This window comes from Pontibacter sp. GD7, from assembly GCF_058216375.1.
This window is the reverse complement of sequence record NZ_JBYZMP010000015.1, coordinates 38821-60414: the sequence shown is the minus strand read 5'-3', so window position 1 is coordinate 60414 and position 21594 is coordinate 38821. Positions and strand designations below refer to the sequence as shown.

Genomic DNA, 21594 nt, shown 5'->3' with positions numbered 1-21594 from the left:
GACTTGCCAGGTTGTGATACCAATGTCTAAACAAACAGTATTGCGTTCACTAAATATTTTAGAAAGTTAATACTTGGCATACTAGTTGCTATTGAGGATTCCAATAAATTTGGTGAATTGTTCAATTAATTGAAACTATGAAAAAACTATTTACGCTTGTGTTGATGGTTTGCTGTACTAGCCTTGCTTTTGCACAGAGCAAGTATACGATCAGTGGTTATGTACGCGAGAAAGGCAGCGGCGAATTGCTGATTGGGGTTAGCGTGTACCAGCCGGGCACTACGATTAGTACCACTACCAACACCTATGGGTTTTACTCCCTCACGCTTCCTGCCCAGGATTCGGTGCACCTCGCCTTCGGGTATTTGGGCTATCAGGCCCAATTTAAAAAAGTAGCGCTGCGCCAAAACCAGGAATTGAACATTGAACTGCAGTCAGAGGCTACTTTAAAAGAAGTGGAGATTGTGACTGAGCGAGTAGAGAAAGTGAGCCAGGCGGTAGAGATGAGTAAGCTTGAAATTCCAATCTCGCAGATCAAAAGTGTGCCGGCGCTGCTCGGGGAGAAAGACGTGATGAAGGTGCTGCAGCTAATGCCCGGGGTACAGTCTGGTAGCGAGGGCAACAGCGGCATTTACGTGCGTGGTGGCGGCCCTGACCAGAACCTGATCATACTTGACGATGCCACCGTTTACAATGCATCGCACCTGTTCGGTTTTTTCTCATTGTTTAATGGTGATGCCCTGAAAAGTGTGGAGCTAACCAAAGGTGGTTTTCCTGCCAGGTATGGTGGTAGACTCTCTTCGGTAATCGAACTGAACATGAAGGACGGCAACAAAGAAGAACTGCATGGCGAGGGAGGCGTTGGTATACTTTCATCCCGCCTGATGTTGGAGGGACCACTGGTTAAAGGTAAGTCTTCTTTCCTTGTGTCTGGCCGCCGAACCTATGCCGATGTGCTGGCCCGTCCTTTCTTTAAAGATGATGAGCGCCCTGGCTATTACTTCTATGACCTGAACACAAAACTTAACTACGACTTTGGCAGAAAGAACAAGTTATACCTGAGCGGCTATTTTGGTGAGGACAGGTTTTCTTTTGAGGAAAGGGATGGCAATGAGGTAAACAAAGCCGGCTTTAACTGGGGCAACGCCACTGGTACACTGCGCTGGAACCACCTCTTCAACGAGAAGCTATTCGCCAATACCTCACTTATTTTCAGCCGCTATAAATTCAATATTTTTACAGAGGAGAAAAGCGATGATGACGAGTATAGTCTCCGCTACTCTTCCGGCATCCGCGACATCGGCATAAAGTATGATTTTGACTTTTTGCCAAACCCGCAACACTCAATCAGAGCAGGCTTGCTGAGCACCTACCATCGCTTTAGCCCAAGTGCCATAGTGGTAAAAGACACCGACATTGATAAGTTTGAAAGCAAAGTTAAAAATATTGATGTGGTGGAATCTGCGATATACGTGGAGGATACTTACAGGCCATTTGCCAACCTGCGCCTGAACGGTGGTTTGCGCCTGAGTCATTTCTATACTAAGAACAAACAGTACATCAGACCAGAACCACGTTTGTCTGCAGCTTACAACTTGAAAGAAGATTTGGCGGTTAAAGCTTCTTTCTCGCAGATGAATCAGTATGTGCACCTGCTCACCAATACAGGCATCGGCTTGCCAACCGACCTTTGGGTACCCACCACAGACAGGGTAGCGCCACAGCAGTCGTCTCAGGTGGCGCTTGGCTTTGCAAAGGATTTTGAGAAGCGCGACATTGCTTTAACAGTGGAGGGTTACTATAAAAAGTCTAATAACATCATTGGGTATAAAGAGGGTGCAAGCTTTTTATTGATCGAAGATCCGGAGTCGGCTGAGGAAGTTAGATGGGAGGACAATATTACTAAAGGCAAAGGCTGGTCTTATGGAGTGGAGGTACTGTTGCAGAAAAAAGTGGGCCGCCTGTCTGGCTGGGCCGGCTATACCTTGTCGTGGACGCAGCACCAGTTCGACTCGCTTAACTTTGGTGAGAAATACTATGCCCGCTACGACCGCCGCCACGATGTGTCGCTGGTAGGAATCTATGAACTAAAGAAAAACATTACCTTATCAGGTACCTGGGTATATGGTACAGGCAATGCCATCACGATGCCTATCGGAACATGGCAGGCCCCTCGTAACACCCCATCCCGCGATGAATCTGCCCCTGGACATAGCTATTGGGGTATGGGCTCTACGCACTATGGGCCGATGAACGGGCATCGCATGGCACCCTACCACCGCCTTGACCTGGGCATACAGTTCCATAAAGAGAAAAAGTGGGGAGAGCGTACCTGGGAAGTCAGTTTTTACAATGCCTATAACCGCAGAAACCCATTCTTCTATTACCTGGACCAAAGATCCACCCAGGTAGGGGACAAGTATGAATCGGAGGTTAAGTTAAAGCAGGTGACGCTTTTCCCGATCATCCCTTCTGTAAACTACAGCTTTAAATTTTAGGTCTACGGCGAATACTAAATATAGCAATCAAATGAAATTACACAGATATATACTTACAGGGCTTGTAGTACTCGCTGCCGCACTGCAAAGCTGCGAAAAAGATGTAGCTAACTTCAATATAAGTACCAAACCAATGCTGGTAACAACAGCCTTTATTTCGCCACAAGACACAGCGTTGGCAGTAGAGGTGAAGCGTACCCAACCCGCCATAGGCAAGCAAATGGAAGAGGAAGTCTTAAAGGTGAAAGATGCCACCGTAACCATATCAGATGGTACCCAAACCGTGCAATTAACTTATAACACCACTTGGAACAAATATTTTGCTTCTGCAAAACTGTTGCCTGTGGTAGCTAATAAAAGCTATTATTTAAAAGTATCCACACCATCTGGCGAAAAGGCAGAAGCCACCTGCACTGTACCATCCCGAGACGGTATTCAAGTAATGAGTCTGGATTATGCTACCTCGACCACGGAGCAGTATGGTAGCACTTACGAAGAGCATAAAATAAAACTCAAGTGGCAGGATGCGCCAGGCACTGAAAATTACTATCATATTACCAGTTATCGCACTTATAGTTATAGGATTGGCTGGCCTCCGGTTACAGAAACGCATCACCAACCGGCCTATGCAGATACTAAGAAAGCTTTTATTTCAGACAGGAACCAGAACGGCACTATTATGCAGTCACCGGACTTTAAATTCATGACTTCATACCCTGATAATGTGCCGAAGCCTTTTACAATCGTAGCTATACTTGCCATAACAGATAAACCTTATTACCTGTACCATCAGTCGGTAATGGAGCAGGATGAAACGGGAGGTAACCCCTTTGCGGAGCCTAAACGCTTGTATAGCAATATTCAGGGAGGACTGGGTGTGTTTGCAGCCTACAATCAGATAAAAGTGCAGAAGCAGGTTAATTAAGTTTCAACAACTACTATAATGAGGTCCGGTAAGTATAAAATTGCCGGACCTTTTTGCATTTAATTGGCAGGTAACAGATCACAGAACCAGAAGCTGGTGTCGTAAGCTGGTTTGTCTTCCTTTTTAAAACAGCTATCTGCTTCGTCATCTGGTACGCCATAAGTTTTTAGAACTTTCTCTCCCAAAGTATACTTTACAGGCTTATTAAAAATGGGGCCATCAAACACGAAAGTATGATACTCGCCGTTTTCACCGGCAGGGTCTAGATTATCTGGCAAATCGTTCAGGAAGCTCTCGTCCAGTAGCCGCCCAACAAACGACTCGTCCAGTAGTCTGGCATTTATACTTACCACCACGGCTTTAAATCCTAACGCTATAAACTCTCTTACCAGCTCTCCTGTTGGTTTGCCCCACAACGGAAATACTGCTTCCAGGCCAACCTGTGCCAGTTGCTGCTCCCTGTATTGTCGCAGGTCCTCCAGGTTAATATCCCCGAAAATAGAATGAGTAATGCCGTTGTCTTTAAGCATTTGAGTTGTTTCCAGCATCAGGCGGTTATACGTTTCCATAGTGGGGTTTTCGGGCAGAATAACCTGGTGCAAGGGTATGCCTATACTTTCTGCCTGCTGCTGCAGCAACTCCTGCCGTACGCCGTGCATGGTAACACGCTTCGTGGCGGCACTGAGGGTTGTAAGCAGATATTTTACGTTGTATTGGCTTTGTTTCAGGGTGTGGTAGAGGCACAGGGCAGAGTCTTTGCCACCACTCCAGTTAAATACACTTTGCATGCTGTTGCGGTTAAAAGTATGGGTTGGTAAAAGTATACATAAACTGCTACTTATACTTTGCTGTGGCGCAAACTATACTTCAAAAGCCGCCTGTACAGCAACCGAAACCAGATTTTTTCTAATCTAACCACCGAAAACACTCGTAAAAAATAGTAGGCGTTGCAAAATGCAGTGCTGTATTATGTGTAACTAAAAACTTTGAAAGCTATGTCAAAAGGAGATAAATCAGCTTACACAGATAAGCAGAAACGTCAGGCTGAGCACATTGAAAACAGCTATGAAAAAAAAGGTGTAAGCCACAAAGAAGCAGAGAAAAGAGCCTGGGCTACTGTTAACAAGCAAGATGGCGGTGGCAATAAAAGCGGCTCAGGAAGAAAGAACTCATAGATCGAATTAAGGAAAGATCAACAAGCTAAAGCAAAAGGCCAGATGTAAACGCATCTGGCCTTTTCATGTTATGGGTAATTATTTGTGTGTGCATCCGGGTCGTCGTGGTCAGGGTCTATGGTAGGCGGAAAACCGGTCATTACGCGATTATGCGAGAAGGGCCGCTCTTTTAGATTGCCCCGTTTCTGGCTTTTGGCAGACACCTGTTTGTGGGTGTTTTTATTGCGAAGGCTTGCCCACACCAGGCCAGCCACGGCTACGGCCCCTGCCACAGCCAGTACTTTAGGCAATGTATTGTTTACCGGAGGCGGTAATGTTACCACTCCACGTTCATCTGTTATGGCTGGCTCGTGCACATAACGGCCATGTTTGGGTACAACTTTCAACCAGAAATTTTTAACAAGATCTTCCAGTTCCCAGGCCAGGTTATCGCCTTTCATCGGTTTGCCATGACCTGTGGCAGCTATTTTAGGACCAAGATGCAAAAGTGTTTCCACGGAACGGTGTGCGCTGCCCCAGTCTGGCGTGTAATAATTTGGTGGGCCGTGTACTTCTCGTTTTTCTGTCATTACGGCAATCGCAGACTCTGCGTCGCGGGTCGTAAAGGCATCGCCGGCTATTAGTAGCTTGTCTTCCTCTCTGAAAAATGACACATGCCCTGGGCTGTGGCCAGGCGTGAACACCCATCGCCAGCCTTCCAGTGCCGGCACGCTGCCATCCTCAGGCAATAGTACCAGCGATTGGTTAATGTTGATCGGCTTTTTGGGAAATATGAACGAGAGGTATGCCATGGCACCGCCGCCAACACTCGGGTCGGCAGGAGGGTAGCTTGACATGCCCGTTAAATAGGGAAACTCCATCATGTGCGCATACACCGGAACCTGCCAATAGTTTGCCAGCTCTTTTACATTGCCTGTATGGTCGAAATGCCCATGGGTAAGTATGATGGCTTGGGGTGCACTGTTCTCGCCGAATATGGAATCGGCTGCCTGTCTTATCTGCAGGGCAAATCCCTTTACGCCTGTGTCAACCAATACCCAGGTACCATCGGGGTTAGCCACAAAGTATAAATTCGCAAATATGGTTTTCATGCCCCAAACACGCGGGGCCACCGGAAATGTGAGCCTGCTGCCAGCGGTATAATTAGGTTTGGATGTTTCCATAGGAGATGTGTTTAACATAGTTTAGGGAAATAGTGTCAGCCTTTTACTACGTGCCAATGCCAAATTAGGCTGGACAAACAATTTATAAAAATCTATTGTTAATTCTAAGTAATTGTGCTTGAACCCTTCCCCTGAAAGTATGCATGATCAATTAATTAGGGCATGCTTTTTGAGAAACTATTGGTAGAAGTACATTCACTTAAAATTTTGTAATTCGATTTCCTGTTTTGCAGGAATTAATTATATTAACAGGAAAGTTTATTATTTATGGTTAATTTATTTGTTCCACCTAGCTACATGGCAGTTTACGCAAAGTGCGTAGACGCGTCTTTGCCAGCCTTTGATCCGGAAGAGTGGGTCGAGGAGGGTAAGGTGTACCCCGTAAAGCATTTTTCGGAGCCACTCAACCAGGGCGATGGTTTTGCCATTACCATAATGGATGAGGATGGCGTTGAAATTCACCCTTCGTCTTCGCACTGGAGTTTTGCTTCCTCAAGGTTTGAGTTGTATACACTGCACCTGAACTAGACCAAATTCAGAAAAATTACGTTTAACTATAAAGGCTGCCTCGTGCAGCCTTTTTTTAATATTCAGAGTATTTATATAGTATAAGCGTACAGTTTTACCATGATAAGCGCCAAAGAATTCAATGAGCTGCCCCCTCATCTGCAGTCGGAACTTGTTTTAAACCAAGGCCATTACCTCTACCACCGAATTAAGGGTTGGTGCAAAATAGACCTGTATTGGTTTCATGATTTTTATGTAGAGATCTGGTTCTTATATGATCTTAAAAGTATAGGTTTGGTTCGAGCCCTTACCCGTTACAGGCAATTGGAACCTTACCTGGAAACTATAAAGCTTAAGCTGAAAACAGCGAACAAAGAAGAGTAAAATTTAGAATTACGAATTACGAATTACGAATTACGAATTACGAATTACGAATTACATTTCTTTAAGCAACAAAGCCGTCTGCTAGTATAATGACCTGCGCCTAAAATTTAGGATCTTTTTCTAAATCAACTCAGAATGCCTAATTTTGAGTATGAGCAGAGATTTACTTTTAATTAGCACCTCAACTACGCATGGCACCGGTTACCTGGAGCATGCCAAAGAGGAGGTTCTGGAACTGCTAAATGGCAAGTCCAGTGTATTGTTTATACCTTATGCACGTCCGGGAGGTATTTCCCATAAAGATTATACAGCCAAAGTAAAAGAAGCACTGGAGCCATGGGGCTTTAAAGTGACTGGCATACATGAGTACGATAACCCAGTGAAGGCAGTGCAGGAGGCAGAGGCTGTCTTTATTGGCGGCGGCAATACCTTTCAGTTGTTAAAGAACCTGTACGCTAACAAGCTGATAGAGCCTATACAAGAGCGGGTGAAAAAAGGTATGCCATACATGGGCACCAGCGCCGGAACCAACGTGGCAGGCAAAACCATCGGTACCACCAACGATATGCCGATCGTGCATGTAAGGTCATTCGATGCGCTGCAGCTAGTGCCATTCAATATCAACCCGCATTACCTGGACCCGATCGAAGGCTCCACACACATGGGAGAAACGCGCGAGACACGCATTGCAGAGTTCCACCACCTGAACCGCCAGCCGGTAGTAGGTCTGCGCGAGGGAAGTATGCTGCGCATTAAAGGCGACAGGATAGAGCTGAAAGGCCCACACTCAGCCAGGATATTCCTGCAGTCCGAGAAGCCAATGGAGTTTAACCCAGGCGATGATATCGGATTTCTGCTGGAGGCTTACTAGCAGGTTTGTATTTTATACTTCAGGATAAAAGAGAAAAGGCACTCCAGTTACGGTAGTGCCTTTTATTCAACTTTAGCCAAAGAGTTTATTATCGGTTCGCTGTTTTGCTGGCATCCAGCTTTTTTAACAGCAGTTTTGTAAAGTCACGTTCTGCGCGGTAAAGCTTTATAAGTTGTTTTGGAGTAATAATGCGCTGGTACTTGGCCACATATTCTTTCTCCAGGTCAAGCTCTTTTTCTTTGATAAAGAACATTTCTTCTATCCTGGCCTTTGCTTCCTGCTCAGTCATCTCTTCCAGGTTTTTGCGGTAGCCGCTGCGGTAGTTGCGCATCAGTTCGCGGCGCTTCGTTTCGTACTCGTTATACACCGGCCAGAATTTCTGGGCCTGATCGGCGGTCAGTTCCACCTTATCGGTAAGGTAGGCGATCTTTGCCGCCTCCACGTTCTCGTTGCGGTCCTGCGCGCTGGCACTCAGGCTCCCAAGGGCAAGCAGGCAGAACAGTATCAAAAAAAAGTATTGTCTCATTTGGGTGAATTAATCTTCAATGTGTCTGATGTGGTAATACTCCAGTTCCTCTTCGGCAACTGTAGGGCTTATATTTAAAAAATCCTCTGTCAGGTCGTTGCTGGAAAATGAATTCAGTTCTGCCAGGTCTGCAGTCTCCAGGTCTTCATTATAACTCAGGTAATTAAGTATTTCCTCCTCGGCCAGTGGTTTCAGGGCATATGCCTCGTCCTGCTTCTGCATCTGGAGGGTAAAAATAAATGAGCCCACAAAAACCAGAAGCAACACCAACGGCGCAAGCACTGTGCGCAATGGTGCCCACAGGACAGGCTGCCATGCCGGGGCCTGCTGTCTGGCTCCCGCAGTCCTTTCCATTACACGCATCGGCAGGCGGTCGAAATAGTTCTCCGGCACCTGGTAAATGTTGTGCTTTGGTAGGCTTTCCAGTTTAAAATCTTCCTTCATTTTATCCATACTCTGGTTGTTAGATAGAGATTGCGTGTAAAAGTTTAATCGCGCTTTATAAATTCTTCAATTTTTTTTACTGCCAGGTGGTAAGAGGTTTTTAAAGCGCCAACCGATGTGCCCAAAATTTCGGAGATTTCCTCATACTTCATCTCATCATAGTATTTCATGTTAAACACAAGCCGTTGCTTGTCTGGCAGGCGTAGCAGGGCTTTCTGTAGTTTTACCTGTATCTCATCACCCGAAATGTCCGGAGAGGTGTCGATCTTTTCGGAGAGTTCGCCGGCAACATCGTGTATAGGCAAAAAGAAACGCTTTTTCTTGTTAGATAAAAAGGTAAGGCACTCGTTGGTGGCAATACGGTAGATCCAGGTATAAAGCTGTGCGTCTTTCCTGAAATTGCCCAGGTTCTTCCATACTTTCACAAACACCTCCTGCGTCAAATCATCGGCATCGTCATGGTCGATCACCATCTTGCGGATGTGCCAGTATATCTTTTGCTGGTACTTGCGCACAAGTTGGTTAAAAGCCATGTTCTGGCTTTCCGGGTTGGAGAATTTCTCTAGGATCTCGTTATCTTCCACGGGTAAGGGAAAACTGCAGGCAGCAAATAAAATTACGTGTTGCTACAGTTAAAGATAGCAAGTATAAAAAAATAGAGGGAGATATGTAACACCTCCCTCTATTTTATACTATTAAATCGATGAACTACTGTTTTCTGCCGATAACTTTTTCCACAGCAGCTACTATATCGTTCTCCGTAAGGCCATACTTTTCCATCAGCTCGTCAGGTGTGCCAGACTCGCCAAAAGTATCGTTGGTAGCCACATACTCTTGTGGAGCCGGGAAGTTGGTTGCAAGCACTTGTGCTACGCTGTCGCCAAGGCCACCAAGGCGGTTATGCTCTTCTGCGGTTACTACACATTTTGTTTTGCGTACCGATGCCAACACAGCCTCTGCATCCAGTGGCTTAATGGTGTGGATGTTGATGATCTCAGCTGAGACGCCTTTTTCTTCAAGCATCTTACCTGCAAGTATGGCCTTCCAAACCAGGTGGCCGGTTGCAATAATGGTAACATCTGTGCCCTCGTTCAGCATTACTGCCTTACCGATCTCGAATTTCTGGTCGGCTGGTGTGAAGTTAGGTACCGACGGACGACCAAAACGCAGGTAAACCGGACCCTCATACTCTGCAATGGCAATGGTGGCTGCCTTTGTCTGGTTAAAGTCGCATGGGTTGATCACGGTCATGTGCGGCAGCATTTTCATCATGCCGATGTCTTCCAGGATCTGGTGCGTGGCGCCATCTTCACCTAATGTTAGGCCAGCGTGAGAGGCGCATATCTTTACGTTTTTGCCTGAGTATGCAATTGACTGACGGATCTGGTCGTAAACGCGGCCAGTAGAGAAGTTGGCAAACGTGCCAGTGAACGGAATCTTACCGCCAATGGTCATGCCTGCTGCCAGGCCCATCATGTTGGCCTCTGCAATACCCACCTGGAAGAAGCGCTCCGGGAAGTCTTTCTTAAAAGCATCCATTTTAAGCGAACCGGTAAGGTCGGCGCAAAGCGCCACCACATTCTCATTGTTTTTTCCCAGTTCATGCAGACCGGCACCGAAACCCGAGCGTGTGTCTTTTTTCTCTGAATAAGTGTACTCTTTCATCTGTGTGTTTTGGCTTTTATTGGCAAGCCCTGCTTGTTTATACTTTTCGCAGTGCAGCCTTATCTTTTTATCTGTTGAAAATCCTAACGTTTGTAGTTGCACCGGACTTAATGGTAAAGTCCTGCACATCTGTAAATTTACTTGCCTGTGCCGATTTCATGCGGTAAACCAACCTGTACTTTCCGGGTTGCAGCGCCAGGGTAACCCTGCTGTTGTCCTCGGGCAGATTGCAGATCCATGTCTGTTTCCCGGCCTCGTCGAGCTCATAAATACTGCCAAAGCCCTGCATCTGCGAAGGTATGGCCAGCTGACCCGGAGGTGGAATGGTAATGGTCTTTGTCTGTCCTTGCTTTATCTCCACGTCTTTTAAATGAATGCGTGGCATTGTCAGGATCTCCATGTCATACTTTCCGGTAAGGTACTTGTGCCTGTTGCCGAACACCTGCACATTCAGGGTTTCCGTAGCGCCCTGCTGCCTTACAATGGCGTGTAATGTGCCGTAAGGCGAAGGGCCGTCCTGGCGTAAGTACAGTTCTCCCTGCGGTGTTTTTACCTGAACCACATTGTGCTGCCCCGGCTTGATCTTCAGATTTCTTTCCACTACTACCGGTGTGGTGTTCACCACCAGGTGGTAGGGGATAAGGGCATCGATGTCGAGCTTGTCGGTTTTGCCTTTGCCGTCCTGGAAGTGCACAAAGTTATACTCTGGCACTCCGGTTACAGCATTTATAAAGGTCATGTTCAGGTTCGTCTCCGTTGGGCGGTTCTGCTCATCCAGCAGCTCTACGCTAACCGTGGTCTCGCTAAGCGTTTGGGTCACGATCTGTGTCAGAACGTTCTCAAAGGTCTTAACGTCGGCTGCGTTAAAATACTCCCCGATACAGCTCAGTTGCCGCTCATACTCCGCGTCGATGCCAATGCCTATTATAAAAGGACGCAGGAAAATCCTGTTCTTTTGCAGCGCCAGCGACACAGCACAAGGATCACCGCCACAAGACTCCAGGCCATCCGTGATAAGTATGATCACGTTGCGGGCCTTGTCTGCCGGAAAGTCGTTGGCTGTTTGTTGCAGCGAATAGGTAATAGGCGTGTTTCCACGGGGTATGATCTGCTCCAGTTTCTTTTTGATGGCAGCACTGTTGTTACCAGCGGCAAAAGGAACCTCCAGCTTCGTGTCTTTGCAGTCGTTGCGTTCGCGGCCAGACTGGTGACCATACACCCGCAGCGCTACTTCCACGTTGCTATACTGCCCCAGGGAATCTACCAATTCGGCCAGCAGGTTTTTGGCAATGCTCATACGGTCACTGTCTTCCCACTTGGCCATCATGCTTCCGGAGGCATCGAGCAGGAAAAGTATACGTGTTTTAGGCTCTGGTTTTTTATCCTGGGCAAAAGCGCTTCCGGTTGCCGAGGTTATCAGCAACATAAAAAGCACCGCCAAAATTTTAAACCAGTTACCCATACGCTATCTCCTGACCAGGCAAATTAGTTTCTGATGTTTATGCCTAATAGTCTGATGCTGCCTTCACAGCCAATTGCTGTAATGCTACCTGCAACTGCTCATCGTTTGGCGCAACACCGTGCCACTTATGCGAGCCCATCATAAAGTCTACGCCATAGCCCATTTCAGTGTCCATCAGCATAAGTACCGGTTTGCCATGACCTGCGCTCTTTTTGGCTTCCTCCAATGCAGGCAGCAATGTCTCAAAGCTGTTACCGTTTGTTTCCAGCACATGCCATCCAAAAGCCTCAAATTTCGCTTTCAGGTCGCCTAAGCTCATCACTTCATTCGTAGAGCCGTCGATCTGCTGCCCGTTTCTGTCGATGGTGGCGATGATGTTGTCAATTTTGTGATGAGCTGCATACATGGCAGCTTCCCAGATCTGGCCTTCCTCTACCTCGCCGTCACCCATCAGCACATATACCAGCTTGTCGTCGTTGTTCAGTTTTTTTGTCTGAGCGGCGCCTAAAGCAACCGATAAGCCCTGACCCAATGAACCGGAAGCCACGCGTATACCTTCCAGGCCTTCTTCTGTAGCAGGGTGTCCTTGCAACCTGGAGTTGATCTTACGGAATGTCGCCAGTTCTTTCACATCGAAGAAGCCGGCGCGGGCCAATGTGCTGTACCATACCGGAGAGATGTGGCCATTGGAAAGGAAGAAAAGGTCCTCGCCTTTGCCGTTCATGTTAAACTCCGGATTGTAGTCCATTACTTTGAAGTACAACGACACAAAATAATCTGTACAGCCCAGTGAGCCACCCGGGTGGCCTGAGTTAACGGCGTGCACCATGCGCACGATGTCGCGGCGCACTTGCGCTGCAATCTCTTTTAGCTCTTCAATGCTTTTGTTGTGTGGATTCACGGTAATTTAATTGTTGATTGTTAAATTGTTTAATTGCTAAGTTCGGTTTCTATACTTTGTCGGGTAGCTATAATCAGGCTAATTGAAAGAAGTATAGAATATATCCTTTAAGATACGAAAAACGCAGCTGCCTTTTCTGGCAGCTGCGCTTATTATTACTTTAATATCTGTTTGGTGTGGTCGCTGGTTTTAACCTTGGTGATAATGTCCTGTATCACACCGTTTTCGTCGATTACGAAAGTATAGCGCATGGTGCCCATATACTTCCGGCCATACATCGATTTTTCCTGCCACACCCCATACTGTTCTACAATCTTCTTGTCTGTGTCGGCTATCAGCGTAAAGGGCAGTTCGTATTTACTGATAAAGTTCTGATGCGATTTCTCACTGTCTATACTTACCCCGATCACTTCGTAGCCTTGTTGCTGCAGGTCGCTGTGGTTGTCGCGCAGGTTACAGGACTGTGCGGTGCAGCCGGGCGTGTTGTCTTTCGGGTAGAAGTATAAAACTACTTTCTTGCCGCGGTAATCACTTAGCTTTACAGTTTGGCCGTTCTGGTCTTTGCCTTCAAAGTCAGGCGCTTTGTCGCCGATGTTGAGTGTCATAGTTTAAAACGTATCATGTATCACGTATCAAGTAGAACGTATCTATTAAGTGGTCGTAATACGTGATACGTGTGTCGTGATTCGACAAAATTAGATTCTTGTAGTATAAGTGGCTTCGTTCCCTGCCATGTCTTTCACCTTCAAAACCACTTCTCCGGACAAAGGTACACTTTTATCTAATTTTTCGGAGTATATCAACGCCTCTTTGTGCTCATACTTCATCAGCAGCCATTCGCCGTTCACATAGGCGTTGAAAGAGGAGATCCCGGACATGTCATCGGATATTTTAAACCTGATCTGTGCTGGGCTTTTGCTTACTAACCGTATACTTGGGGGCCTTACATCTTCCATCACCTTAAACTTGCCCATGTTCTTGGTGGTGAAGGTTATGGTATTGCCTTCCCACTTGCCTCCGGTAAAGCCACGGCCTCTTCCGGTACCCAGAAAGTATACTGCAGCCTTACTCTTATCCTTAATATCGCTGGCGTTTGGAGGTGTAACGGTAACCTGTATAGCCTGGTGCAGCGGTGTAAAGTAGTCACCAATCGTATACACATCCCCGGTCAGGTTGGTGCGGAAGAACAGCGTGTCGTACAGTGAGCTGCTGTTGAACTGCACCTTAGCGAACTTATTCGTAAAGGTGTGGTCAACGGCCGGTGGCACAACCTGCTCCACACCCAGGCCAGAGGCTATCCCGCAGAATCGAATTGAATCCGGGGTGCCGCCGCGCAGGTCGTAGAGCCCTATCACATTGGAGTTCTTAACGTAGCTTGGCACCAGTATCATCACTTTACCGTCCTTGTACAGTTCTATGTTCTGTGGCGTGGAGCTTGTGTCGGCGGCGTTTACTTTAAGTATGTTGCCAACAATCTCATAGTCCAGTGCGGGGGCTTTAACAGCTTTCGACATCGTTTGGGTAAAGGTCGGTTTCTTGCCCTTGATCACAAAGCTGAGCGAAGTGGCATTGTCGTAAGAGTCGCGGGCCACCAGCTTGACCTGATAAGTTGAATCAGCGTTAATTGTTACGCGGCCTTGCCTGCCGTTTGTTTTATATAATGGCAGATCGTTGCCATTGTCTACAAAGGCTTTCTGGAAGGTGCGGCCAGTGCGCTTATACTGGTAATAGTTAATGTGCTGCGATACCTGCCGTGATAACTCAAAGGGAACCTGGTCTATGTAATGATAGTAGTATGGCTTGCCATTCACGAAAAGCGTAACTTCTTGGGTGCCATTCTTATTGGCAGCTCCATCCAGCCTGTCGATGGTTTGCAACTCCAGCCCCAACAGACCGTGCGCGTAAACAGTATCAGCAAGTACGTAATTATTACCTTTTTTTATGGTCCTGTATTCTTTGCGCTCGAACTCATTGTTCACACGGCCATGGATATTTAACGGTGTTATACCTATAGTATAAATATCAGGCGGCGTAGTGTCGATGATCTCGGAGAACTTATACTTGAGCGGATTGTAAAGGCGGTCCTTTTCGTCGCGTATCTCAAAGTGCAGGTGCGGGCCACCAGAGCCTCCTGTGTTACCGGAGTAGCCGATTATGTCGCCGCGCTTTACCGGGAACTTGTCCGGCTCCGGAAACAGCTCCAGCTCAAAGGTCTTTTTATCGTATTGCTTTTTAAGTATAAAATCGGCCAGTGGGTTGGCAAACTCACGCAGGTGCGCATAAGTGGTAACGAGCCCATTGGTTGGGTGCGTAATGTACACAATGTTGCCGTAGCCATACGTAGACTGCTTTACCCTGGAGATATAGCCATCCGCGGCTGCATATACTGGCAGGCCCTCACGCTGGTCGGTTTTAATATCAAGCCCCCCATGAAAATGGTTCGAGCGTATCTCCCCCATAGTGCCCGATAGGTAATTGCGCTCTCCGGGTTTTATGGGAAACAGAAACTCCCCGGCCTTTGGCGTAGCCATTTGGGCAACAGCAGCGGTGCCAGCCAGCCAGCCAAGTATAGCCAGGCACAGCGTTTTTCTACTTAACCTCGAAGTCCAATAGTTTTTTATCTTCAACATACCCTTCTAGTCTATCTCCAATTTTAACCGGGCCGACACCTTCTGGTGTGCCGGTAAAAATGATATCTCCTTTTTTAAGTGTAATAAATTTAGAAATGTAGGCAATGATGTCATCAAAAGAATTGAGCATCATACCGGAATTACCCTTTTGCCTTGTATCCCCATTAACGTCTAGTCTGAAACTGATGTTGTGCAGGTCGGGGAATTGCTCCAGCGGAATAAACTCAGAAACCGGAGCCGAACCATTAAAGCCTTTGGCCAGAGTCCAGGGTAGGCCTTTTGCCTTTGCCTTTGCCTGCAGGTCGCGGGCTGTAAAGTCTATGCCCAGGCCTATGGCGTCGTAATACTTGTGCGCAAACTTCTTCTCGATGTTTTTACCCTCGCGGCTGATGCGCAGCAAAAGCTCAGCTTCGTAATGCACATCATTTGTATATTCCGGGTAATAGAATGGCTCGTTGTTTTTAAGCAGCGCTGTGTCCGGCTTAAAGAAAATCACAGGCTCATCGGGTACTTCGTTTTTTAGTTCGGCTATATGGTCGGCATAGTTTCTGCCAATGGCTAGTATCTTCATTCAGGGTGAAATTAGGAATTGCGTTTCTCAAAAATAGGGTTTATCCGCATTTTATCCACTATTAATTTATAATTTATCTGTGCTGCACTCTTGAATGGGTACGCCAGGTATGGCTTGCCTTGGTTTGTCCTGCGTCGTAATGCGTACCTGTTTCCTGCCTGCATGGCACTGAACACTTTAGCCATGCAGAAACGTATAACCTGAAAAGTAATTTGTACTTTGTTTAGTGCCTGTTTCCTGATTATGGTGTATAAATGGACAGGCTAAGTATAAACATATGATAATTTATTAATGTAACAGATTTGGTTTTAGGAAAAATGGTTCAAAATTTGAACCTGATTCAAAGACCACTAAATTTTTAAGAAGATGCATAAGAGAATAATTGCCTTTGTAATGGCCGTAACCATGTTCGTGGGCTGTACCACAGTTCCGATCACAGGTCGCCGCCAGCTAAGTCTTGTTTCTGAAGCCGAAATGCAGGCGATGAGCTATGAGGCTTATGACCAGTTTTTAAGAGAGAATAAACTTTCGAATAACGCGCAGGCTACCGCCATGGTAAAGCGCGTGGGTAACCGCATAAAGAATGCCGTAGAGCAATACATGGCCGCTAACAACCTGAGCAGCGAGTTGCAGGGTTATAAGTGGGAGTTTAACCTGATTGATGATGACCAGGTGAATGCTTTTGCCATGGCCGGCGGTAAAACAGTAGTGTACGAGGGAATTTTGCCTGTGGCACAAAACGAAACCGGCCTGGCTGTCGTAATGGGGCATGAGATTGCCCATGCTATTGCCAAACATGGTAGCGAACGTATGAGCCAGGCCCTTGCACAGCAGTTTGGCGGACAGACGCTTTCTGCTTTGGCAGGTTCTTCGCCGGGTGCGGCCTCAAACTTAGTGATGGCTGTTTACGGTGTCGGTTCTCAGTTAGGGCTGTTAAAGTATGGCCGTACGCAGGAATCAGAAGCTGACCGTTTGGGTTTGATCTTTATGGCGATGGCCGGTTACGACCCACAGCAGGCAATCCCGTTTTGGCAGCGTATGGAGGCTAAAGGAGGCGCACAGCCACCTGAGTTCCTATCAACGCACCCAAGCGCAGGCACACGTCAGGCCGACCTGAAGCGACATATGCCGGAAGCTTTGAAATACTATAAACCAAGATAACCTAACCACACAACCACATGAGCAAATTCACCCTTGGCCGTTACTGGCACTTTACTATCCAAACAGGTTGCTTTATAGCACTACTGTTGCTGATAACCACAGCCTGTACCAGAAGAGAAGCTTTTCCGGAAGACAGTGAAGAGCCCATGGAAGTGGCGGAAGGGGAGGAGGCACCTGCAAAGTATAGCGGCGTGCTGCTTGCCCAGGTGGTGTTTGATAGTGTGGATTATATTGTTGATCGTAAAGACCTGCTGCAACCATTTATCAAAGAGTTTGGGGACGGCACCGTGGTAGACAAGGTGATGATCCGGAAGGTGCAGGAAACCAAAAACGATAAACCCGGCTATTATCTGGTTGGGCTCGGTATCCGAAACGGTGCTTTCAGGTCAATGGCTTTACAATTGGATGTAGCCTCAGACAACAGTTTATACCTCAGCAGCAACAGCTCAAAGTATATCTGTAATGCTGGGCCTGGCTGCGAGTTTTGTTATTTTACGTTTGTAGGTAATAAGATAACAGGCTGTGAATGTGCCACAAGGGCGGCAGGCAACAACTGCGGATATAAAACCACCGAGAACAACGAGTTGCTCACCAACTCAAGACTCAGGCAGGTAGAAAGGTCTTCGCAACGTCCGAATCCATAAACAGAAAGGGGCTGCAAGTTTTCTTGCAGCCCCTTTTTATATTTTATACTTTCTGGTAGCTCTTACGACATCTGCACGTTTCGCAAACGGATGCGTGTGAGTACCTTTTTGGTGTAAAGCGGAAATTCCCCCTTCATCATCCAGTCGTAGTAGCTGGGTTCCTTTAAGAGTACTTCCTCAACAGGTACATTTTTATACTTTCCAAAGTTAAATACCTCCTGTCCGGCATTGTTGTAAACTATCCTGCCTGATAGGTCGGCTGTTTTCTGGGTGGTAAATTTGTGCAGCATTTCCATGTCGTTCTGTACCGGGTACTCTTGCACACCCTCTGTAATCTCTACTGGTGTGTCTTTGTAACGATCCAGCTGCGCCATCAGGATATGGTAGGTGGCAACGGTGTCGGCTTCGGCGCTGTGCGCATTGTCCAGGGACTTATCGCAGTAAAACTTGTAGGCAGCCGATAAAGTGCGCTGCTCCATCTGGTGGAACACGCGGCATACGTCCACCACGTTTCTGTTCTCAATGTCAAAATCGATTCCGCAACGCAAAAACTCCTCTGCCAGTAACGGGATATCGAAACGCAGCAGGTTATATCCTCCCAGGTCGCAACCCTTCAGAAAATCTTCGAAGTTTTTGGCCACCTGCTTAAATGTAGGGCAATCCTTCACATCCTCATCATAGATCTTGTGGATCAGGCTGGACTCCAGGGGTATCGGGATAGTTGGATTGATGCGTCTGGTCTTCAGGATCTCTTCTCCGTCAGGCATGATCTTCAGCACGCTTATCTCAACAATTCTGTCGTTGCAGATATCGGTGCCGGTGGTCTCAAGGTCGAAGAATACGATAGGGCGCTTTAAGTTTAGCTTCATAGCTTTTTAAAGTATAAAAGATTAAAGTATAGCCTGTTTTAAAGCATTCAGATCCATGCCATTGTAGGTGCCGGAGCTCATAAGCAGCAAGTTGGCGTTTTGCCAGTTATGGTTCATCAGGGTTTCCTGAAGCGCGGCCGAATCTGTAAACACTTTTATACTTTGGTTTCTGAAGGCATTTTTCAGTTCCTCTTCCGAGATCATCTCCATGCGCTTATGCTCCAGCGTTTTTGGGCTGAAGAACACAATCGCTTCGTCTGCTTTGTCCAATGATCCTGCATACTGAGGCAGAAAGTTCTTGTTAAGGCTGCTAAAAGTATGGAGTTCCACCACAGCCACCAGTTCGCGCTGCGGGAATTGGTTTTTAACCGCTTCGGTGGTTGCCTTTACCTTGGAAGGGGCGTGGGCAAAATCGCGGTAGATAACCGAATGGTCATTCTCGCCCAGTTTCTCCAGGCGCTTGGCTGCTCCTTTAAATGTTTTCAGGGCCTCGTAAAAGTCATGCGCTTTCACACCTATCTTTTTGCACACTTCCTTGGCCGCGTTAATGTTGCGCAGGTTGTGCTCGCCGAAAAGCTGTATCTCTACATCGCCCTCTTTTTTGGTATGAAGTATGGTTTTGCCGTTTCGGATGCTGTGGTCGTGCACGCCATAGCCAATATAGGCAATATCGGCAGGGTTGCGTGGAACGGCCGCCAGCAATACCTGTTCATCGTCCTGGTTGTAGATCAGGGTACCCGCCTTCGGTGTCATCTCGGCAAAAATGCGGAACTGCTCACGGTACATGTCCGGGTCAGGGAATACGTTTATGTGGTCCCAGCTGATGCCGCTGATAACTGCAATGTGATGATGGTACAAGTGGAACTTAGGCACACGTTTGATCGGGTCTGAAAGGTATTCATCGCCTTCAATTACAATGATCGGTGCATCGTCAGTTAGTTTCACCATGCGGTCAAAACCCTCTAGCTGAGCCCCAACGGCATAGTCAAATTTACGGCCCAGGTGCTGGAGCACATGCAGGATAATAGAGGTGATGGACGTCTTACCGTGGCTTCCCCCGATCACGATGCGTTGCTTGTCCTTGCTTTGCTCGTAGATGAACTCAGGGAAGGAGTAGATCGGGATGTTAAGCTCCTGCGCACGCTTTAGCTCCGGATTGTCGGGGCGTGCATGCATGCCAAGTATGACTGCATCCGGCTTGGCATCCAGCTTTTCTGGAAACCAGCCTTCCTGCTCCGGAAGTATGCCTGCGTTGGTTAGCCTGCTTTTGGCCGGTTCGTATATCTCGTCGTCAGAGCCTGTTACCTGTAAGCCTTTGTCGTGCAGGGCCAAAGCCAGGTTATGCATGATACTTCCGCCAACAGCGATCAGGTGAATATGCTTAAATTCCTTCTCCATAAGCCTATCTGTTATTTCTAAAACAAACAAAGTTAGAAGTACTTGCCTAAAATAAAATAGCTATACACTAATATGTTGATACTTTGTGGATATCTTGTGGATTATTAACACGGTTATAAAGATTACATCTACGGCTTAACTCTTAAATTTGTGCTTATGGAGGAGATGAAAATGAATGTGCGTGCTGCGGGCAACCGCAACGGGTGGCAAAAAAAAGCCCCTGCTGTTTCGGAGTTAGGAAAAAAACCACCGCAGGCACTTGATTTGGAGGAGGCTGTTTTAGGCGCTCTTATGTTGGAGAAGGATGCCCTGACCAACGTTATTGACATTCTGCGTCCGCAGAGTTTTTACAAAGAGGCGCACCAGCGGATATTCAGAGCCATACTTGCACTGTTTGATAAGTCGGAGCCTATCGATATTCTGACGGTGACGCAGGAACTTCGCGAGAACGGCGAACTGGAACTGGCTGGCGGTGCTTATTACGTTACGCAACTAACCACACGCGTAAACTCGGCGGCAAACATCGAGTACCATGCCCGTATCATCACGGAGAATTCCATTAAACGCGATCTGATCTCTATTTCCTCAGAAGTTTTGTCCAGTGCCTACGAAGACACCACCGACGTTTTTGAGCTGCTGGATAAGACAGAGGCCAAGCTTTACGAAGTATCTGAATCCAACATCCGGAAGAACTTCGATGACATGCGTTCCCTGATGCACCAGGCTATAAAGGAACTGGAGGAGAAGCGTAAACAGTCGGATGGCTTGACCGGTGTGCCAAGCGGATTGGTGGCACTTGACAGGGTAACATCAGGCTGGCAGAAATCTGACCTGGTTATACTTGCGGCCCGTCCTGCGATGGGTAAAACGGCCTTCGTGCTTTCGTGCATGCGCAATGCTGCCGTGGATTTCGGAAAAGGCGTTGCTATTTTTTCACTGGAGATGTCCTCGCTGCAGTTGGTTAACCGTTTGATTTCTTCAGAGGCGGAGTTGGAGTCGGAGAAGATAAAGAAAGGCAGCCTGGAAGAGTATGAGTGGGCACAGCTAAACCACAAGATTGCTAAGTTAACCGAGGCACCTATTTACATCGACGATACGCCGGGTCTTTCTATCCGTGAGCTACGTACCAAGTGTCGCCGCTTAAAAGCGCAGTATGATATTCAGATGATCATTATTGACTACCTGCAGCTGATGAGTGGAAACGCGGATGGCAAGGGTGGTGGTAACCGTGAACAGGAAATTGCCTCCATTTCAAGAGCCCTGAAAATGCTGGCCAAGGAGTTGAACGTGCCGGTTATTGCTCTGTCGCAGTTGAGCCGTGCAGTGGAAACCCGTGGTGGCGACAAACGTCCGCAGCTATCTGACCTTCGTGAATCCGGATCGATAGAGCAGGACGCCGATATGGTGTGCTTCCTTTACCGTCCTGAATACTACGGTATAACCGAGGATGAAATGGGCAACCCAACAGCCGGAGTAGGAGAGGTTATCATTGCCAAACACCGTAATGGCTCGCTGGAAAACGTGCAGTTGAAATTTATTGGCAAGTTTACGAAATTCACCAACCTCGATGCAGACTTTGGCGGTGATCCAATGGGCGGGTTTAACGCGCTTCCAAACAGCACGTTTGATGCTGAGTCGCCAGGCTCTATACGCTTGGGTAGCCGCATGAACGATGGTGGAGGGGGAGGTTTCCCATCTTCTAATTTTGATGAAGAGCCACCTTTCTAAACTGTAGTTTACGGAGAGCAATAAAAAGCACAAGAAGCTGTTAAGTTAAAGTATAAATTGATGAACAGCTCT

General features: G+C 47.2%; 22 protein-coding genes. 9 read left to right on the top strand and 13 right to left on the bottom strand.

Features of this window, described 5'->3' with window-relative positions; genetic code table 11:
- Positions 1-137: 137 nt before the first annotated feature.
- Together AC4BAP_RS17875 and AC4BAP_RS17870 are read left to right on the top strand one after the other, a co-directional pair.
- Complete coding sequence (locus AC4BAP_RS17875) at positions 138-2498, top strand: TonB-dependent receptor (protein ID WP_490584044.1); 2361 nt, start codon at positions 138-140, stop codon at positions 2496-2498.
- Between the two features lie 31 nt (positions 2499-2529).
- Positions 2530-3423: a DUF4249 domain-containing protein gene (locus tag AC4BAP_RS17870; protein ID WP_490584043.1), complete on the top strand. Its 894-nt coding sequence runs from the start codon at positions 2530-2532 to the stop codon at positions 3421-3423.
- 59 nt (positions 3424-3482) lie between these two features.
- Here the strand turns inward: AC4BAP_RS17870 and AC4BAP_RS17865 are convergent, their stop codons facing one another.
- Positions 3483-4211 (bottom strand): Dph6-related ATP pyrophosphatase, encoded by a 729-nt coding sequence (locus AC4BAP_RS17865; RefSeq protein ID WP_490584042.1) that lies wholly within the window; start codon positions 4209-4211, stop codon positions 3483-3485.
- Between the two features lie 207 nt (positions 4212-4418).
- On the opposite strand from AC4BAP_RS17865, the gene AC4BAP_RS17860 reads away from it, so the two are divergent.
- On the top strand, positions 4419-4598 hold the full coding sequence (locus AC4BAP_RS17860; RefSeq protein ID WP_490584041.1) for a hypothetical protein: 180 nt from the start codon (positions 4419-4421) through the stop codon (positions 4596-4598).
- A 68-nt stretch (positions 4599-4666) separates the two neighbouring features.
- Here the strand turns inward: AC4BAP_RS17860 and AC4BAP_RS17855 are convergent, their stop codons facing one another.
- Positions 4667-5761, bottom strand: coding sequence for an MBL fold metallo-hydrolase (locus tag AC4BAP_RS17855; protein WP_490584040.1), 1095 nt, complete (start codon positions 5759-5761; stop codon positions 4667-4669).
- Positions 5762-6058: 297 nt separating this feature from the next.
- Here AC4BAP_RS17855 and AC4BAP_RS17850 point away from each other — a divergent pair, with 297 nt between their 5' ends.
- The 3 genes from AC4BAP_RS17850 to pepE all read left to right on the top strand — a co-directional run bounded on the left by AC4BAP_RS17850 (position 6059) and on the right by pepE (position 7523).
- Positions 6059-6289 carry a hypothetical protein gene (locus tag AC4BAP_RS17850; protein ID WP_490584039.1) on the top strand — a complete coding sequence of 77 codons (231 nt, stop codon included), beginning with the start codon at positions 6059-6061 and terminating at the stop codon, positions 6287-6289.
- A 99-nt stretch (positions 6290-6388) separates the two neighbouring features.
- A complete protein-coding gene (locus tag AC4BAP_RS17845) occupies positions 6389-6652 on the top strand; it encodes a hypothetical protein (RefSeq protein ID WP_490584038.1) in 264 nt (87 codons plus the stop codon).
- Between the two features lie 151 nt (positions 6653-6803).
- The gene (gene pepE, locus AC4BAP_RS17840) at positions 6804-7523 is read left to right on the top strand and encodes a dipeptidase PepE (RefSeq protein ID WP_490584037.1); all 720 of its coding nucleotides are present in this window, start codon (positions 6804-6806) and stop codon (positions 7521-7523) included.
- An 88-nt stretch (positions 7524-7611) separates the two neighbouring features.
- On the opposite strand, the gene AC4BAP_RS17835 is transcribed toward pepE, so the two are convergent.
- The 9 genes from AC4BAP_RS17835 to AC4BAP_RS17795 all read right to left on the bottom strand — a co-directional run bounded on the left by AC4BAP_RS17835 (position 7612) and on the right by AC4BAP_RS17795 (position 15722).
- Positions 7612-8049, bottom strand: a complete 438-nt coding sequence (locus AC4BAP_RS17835) for a hypothetical protein (protein WP_490584036.1) — start codon at positions 8047-8049, stop codon at positions 7612-7614.
- Positions 8050-8058: 9 nt separating this feature from the next.
- Positions 8059-8502: a hypothetical protein gene (locus AC4BAP_RS17830; RefSeq protein ID WP_490584035.1), complete on the bottom strand. Its 444-nt coding sequence runs from the start codon at positions 8500-8502 to the stop codon at positions 8059-8061.
- A 35-nt stretch (positions 8503-8537) separates the two neighbouring features.
- Positions 8538-9077: an RNA polymerase sigma factor gene (locus AC4BAP_RS17825; protein ID WP_490584034.1), complete on the bottom strand. Its 540-nt coding sequence runs from the start codon at positions 9075-9077 to the stop codon at positions 8538-8540.
- A gap of 124 nt (positions 9078-9201) precedes the next feature.
- Positions 9202-10158, bottom strand: coding sequence for a transketolase family protein (locus AC4BAP_RS17820; RefSeq protein WP_490584033.1), 957 nt, complete (start codon positions 10156-10158; stop codon positions 9202-9204).
- Positions 10159-10225: 67 nt separating this feature from the next.
- Positions 10226-11584 carry a vWA domain-containing protein gene (locus AC4BAP_RS17815; RefSeq protein WP_490584032.1) on the bottom strand — a complete coding sequence of 453 codons (1359 nt, stop codon included), beginning with the start codon at positions 11582-11584 and terminating at the stop codon, positions 10226-10228.
- A 79-nt stretch (positions 11585-11663) separates the two neighbouring features.
- Positions 11664-12521: a transketolase gene (locus AC4BAP_RS17810; RefSeq protein WP_490584031.1), complete on the bottom strand. Its 858-nt coding sequence runs from the start codon at positions 12519-12521 to the stop codon at positions 11664-11666.
- Between the two features lie 155 nt (positions 12522-12676).
- A complete protein-coding gene (gene bcp / locus AC4BAP_RS17805; protein WP_490584030.1) occupies positions 12677-13126 on the bottom strand; it encodes a thioredoxin-dependent thiol peroxidase in 450 nt (149 codons plus the stop codon).
- Between the two features lie 90 nt (positions 13127-13216).
- On the bottom strand, positions 13217-15151 hold the full coding sequence (locus tag AC4BAP_RS17800) for a M23 family metallopeptidase (protein ID WP_490584029.1): 1935 nt from the start codon (positions 15149-15151) through the stop codon (positions 13217-13219).
- On the bottom strand, positions 15111-15722 hold the full coding sequence (locus tag AC4BAP_RS17795) for a fumarylacetoacetate hydrolase family protein (RefSeq protein WP_490584028.1): 612 nt from the start codon (positions 15720-15722) through the stop codon (positions 15111-15113). Before AC4BAP_RS17795 ends, AC4BAP_RS17800 begins: the two co-directional genes overlap by 41 nt.
- Positions 15723-16088: 366 nt before the next feature.
- On the opposite strand from AC4BAP_RS17795, the gene AC4BAP_RS17790 reads away from it, so the two are divergent.
- Complete coding sequence (locus AC4BAP_RS17790) at positions 16089-16883, top strand: M48 family metallopeptidase (RefSeq protein WP_490584027.1); 795 nt, start codon at positions 16089-16091, stop codon at positions 16881-16883.
- Between the two features lie 17 nt (positions 16884-16900).
- Positions 16901-17527: a hypothetical protein gene (locus tag AC4BAP_RS17785; RefSeq protein ID WP_490584026.1), complete on the top strand. Its 627-nt coding sequence runs from the start codon at positions 16901-16903 to the stop codon at positions 17525-17527.
- Between the two features lie 62 nt (positions 17528-17589).
- Here AC4BAP_RS17785 and AC4BAP_RS17780 read toward each other — a convergent pair whose 3' ends face one another.
- Complete coding sequence (locus tag AC4BAP_RS17780; protein ID WP_490584025.1) at positions 17590-18396, bottom strand: exonuclease domain-containing protein; 807 nt, start codon at positions 18394-18396, stop codon at positions 17590-17592.
- Between the two features lie 21 nt (positions 18397-18417).
- Complete coding sequence (locus tag AC4BAP_RS17775; protein WP_490584024.1) at positions 18418-19794, bottom strand: UDP-N-acetylmuramate--L-alanine ligase; 1377 nt, start codon at positions 19792-19794, stop codon at positions 18418-18420.
- A gap of 156 nt (positions 19795-19950) precedes the next feature.
- Here AC4BAP_RS17775 and dnaB point away from each other — a divergent pair, with 156 nt between their 5' ends.
- Complete coding sequence (gene dnaB / locus AC4BAP_RS17770; RefSeq protein WP_490584023.1) at positions 19951-21522, top strand: replicative DNA helicase; 1572 nt, start codon at positions 19951-19953, stop codon at positions 21520-21522.
- The last annotated feature ends 72 nt before the right edge of the window (positions 21523-21594 follow it).

Excerpts from the sequence above, each read along its gene's own strand:
- AC4BAP_RS17875 (WP_490584044.1), top strand. The coding sequence starts at position 138 with ATGAAAAAACTATTTACGCTTGTGTTGATGGTTTGCTGTACTAGCCTT.
- AC4BAP_RS17870 (WP_490584043.1), top strand. The coding sequence starts at position 2,530 with ATGAAATTACACAGATATATACTTACAGGGCTTGTAGTACTCGCTGCC.
- AC4BAP_RS17865 (WP_490584042.1), bottom strand. The coding sequence starts at position 4,211 with ATGCAAAGTGTATTTAACTGGAGTGGTGGCAAAGACTCTGCCCTGTGC.
- AC4BAP_RS17860 (WP_490584041.1), top strand. The coding sequence starts at position 4,419 with ATGTCAAAAGGAGATAAATCAGCTTACACAGATAAGCAGAAACGTCAG.
- AC4BAP_RS17855 (WP_490584040.1), bottom strand. The coding sequence starts at position 5,761 with ATGGAAACATCCAAACCTAATTATACCGCTGGCAGCAGGCTCACATTT.
- AC4BAP_RS17850 (WP_490584039.1), top strand. The coding sequence starts at position 6,059 with ATGGCAGTTTACGCAAAGTGCGTAGACGCGTCTTTGCCAGCCTTTGAT.
- AC4BAP_RS17845 (WP_490584038.1), top strand. The coding sequence starts at position 6,389 with ATGATAAGCGCCAAAGAATTCAATGAGCTGCCCCCTCATCTGCAGTCG.
- pepE (WP_490584037.1), top strand. The coding sequence starts at position 6,804 with ATGAGCAGAGATTTACTTTTAATTAGCACCTCAACTACGCATGGCACC.
- AC4BAP_RS17835 (WP_490584036.1), bottom strand. The coding sequence starts at position 8,049 with ATGAGACAATACTTTTTTTTGATACTGTTCTGCCTGCTTGCCCTTGGG.
- AC4BAP_RS17830 (WP_490584035.1), bottom strand. The coding sequence starts at position 8,502 with ATGGATAAAATGAAGGAAGATTTTAAACTGGAAAGCCTACCAAAGCAC.
- AC4BAP_RS17820 (WP_490584033.1), bottom strand. The coding sequence starts at position 10,158 with ATGAAAGAGTACACTTATTCAGAGAAAAAAGACACACGCTCGGGTTTC.
- AC4BAP_RS17815 (WP_490584032.1), bottom strand. The coding sequence starts at position 11,584 with ATGTTGCTGATAACCTCGGCAACCGGAAGCGCTTTTGCCCAGGATAAA.
- bcp (WP_490584030.1), bottom strand. The coding sequence starts at position 13,126 with ATGACACTCAACATCGGCGACAAAGCGCCTGACTTTGAAGGCAAAGAC.
- AC4BAP_RS17800 (WP_490584029.1), bottom strand. The coding sequence starts at position 15,151 with ATGTTGAAGATAAAAAACTATTGGACTTCGAGGTTAAGTAGAAAAACG.
- AC4BAP_RS17795 (WP_490584028.1), bottom strand. The coding sequence starts at position 15,722 with ATGAAGATACTAGCCATTGGCAGAAACTATGCCGACCATATAGCCGAA.
- AC4BAP_RS17790 (WP_490584027.1), top strand. The coding sequence starts at position 16,089 with ATGCATAAGAGAATAATTGCCTTTGTAATGGCCGTAACCATGTTCGTG.
- AC4BAP_RS17785 (WP_490584026.1), top strand. The coding sequence starts at position 16,901 with ATGAGCAAATTCACCCTTGGCCGTTACTGGCACTTTACTATCCAAACA.
- AC4BAP_RS17780 (WP_490584025.1), bottom strand. The coding sequence starts at position 18,396 with ATGAAGCTAAACTTAAAGCGCCCTATCGTATTCTTCGACCTTGAGACC.
- AC4BAP_RS17775 (WP_490584024.1), bottom strand. The coding sequence starts at position 19,794 with ATGGAGAAGGAATTTAAGCATATTCACCTGATCGCTGTTGGCGGAAGT.
- dnaB (WP_490584023.1), top strand. The coding sequence starts at position 19,951 with ATGGAGGAGATGAAAATGAATGTGCGTGCTGCGGGCAACCGCAACGGG.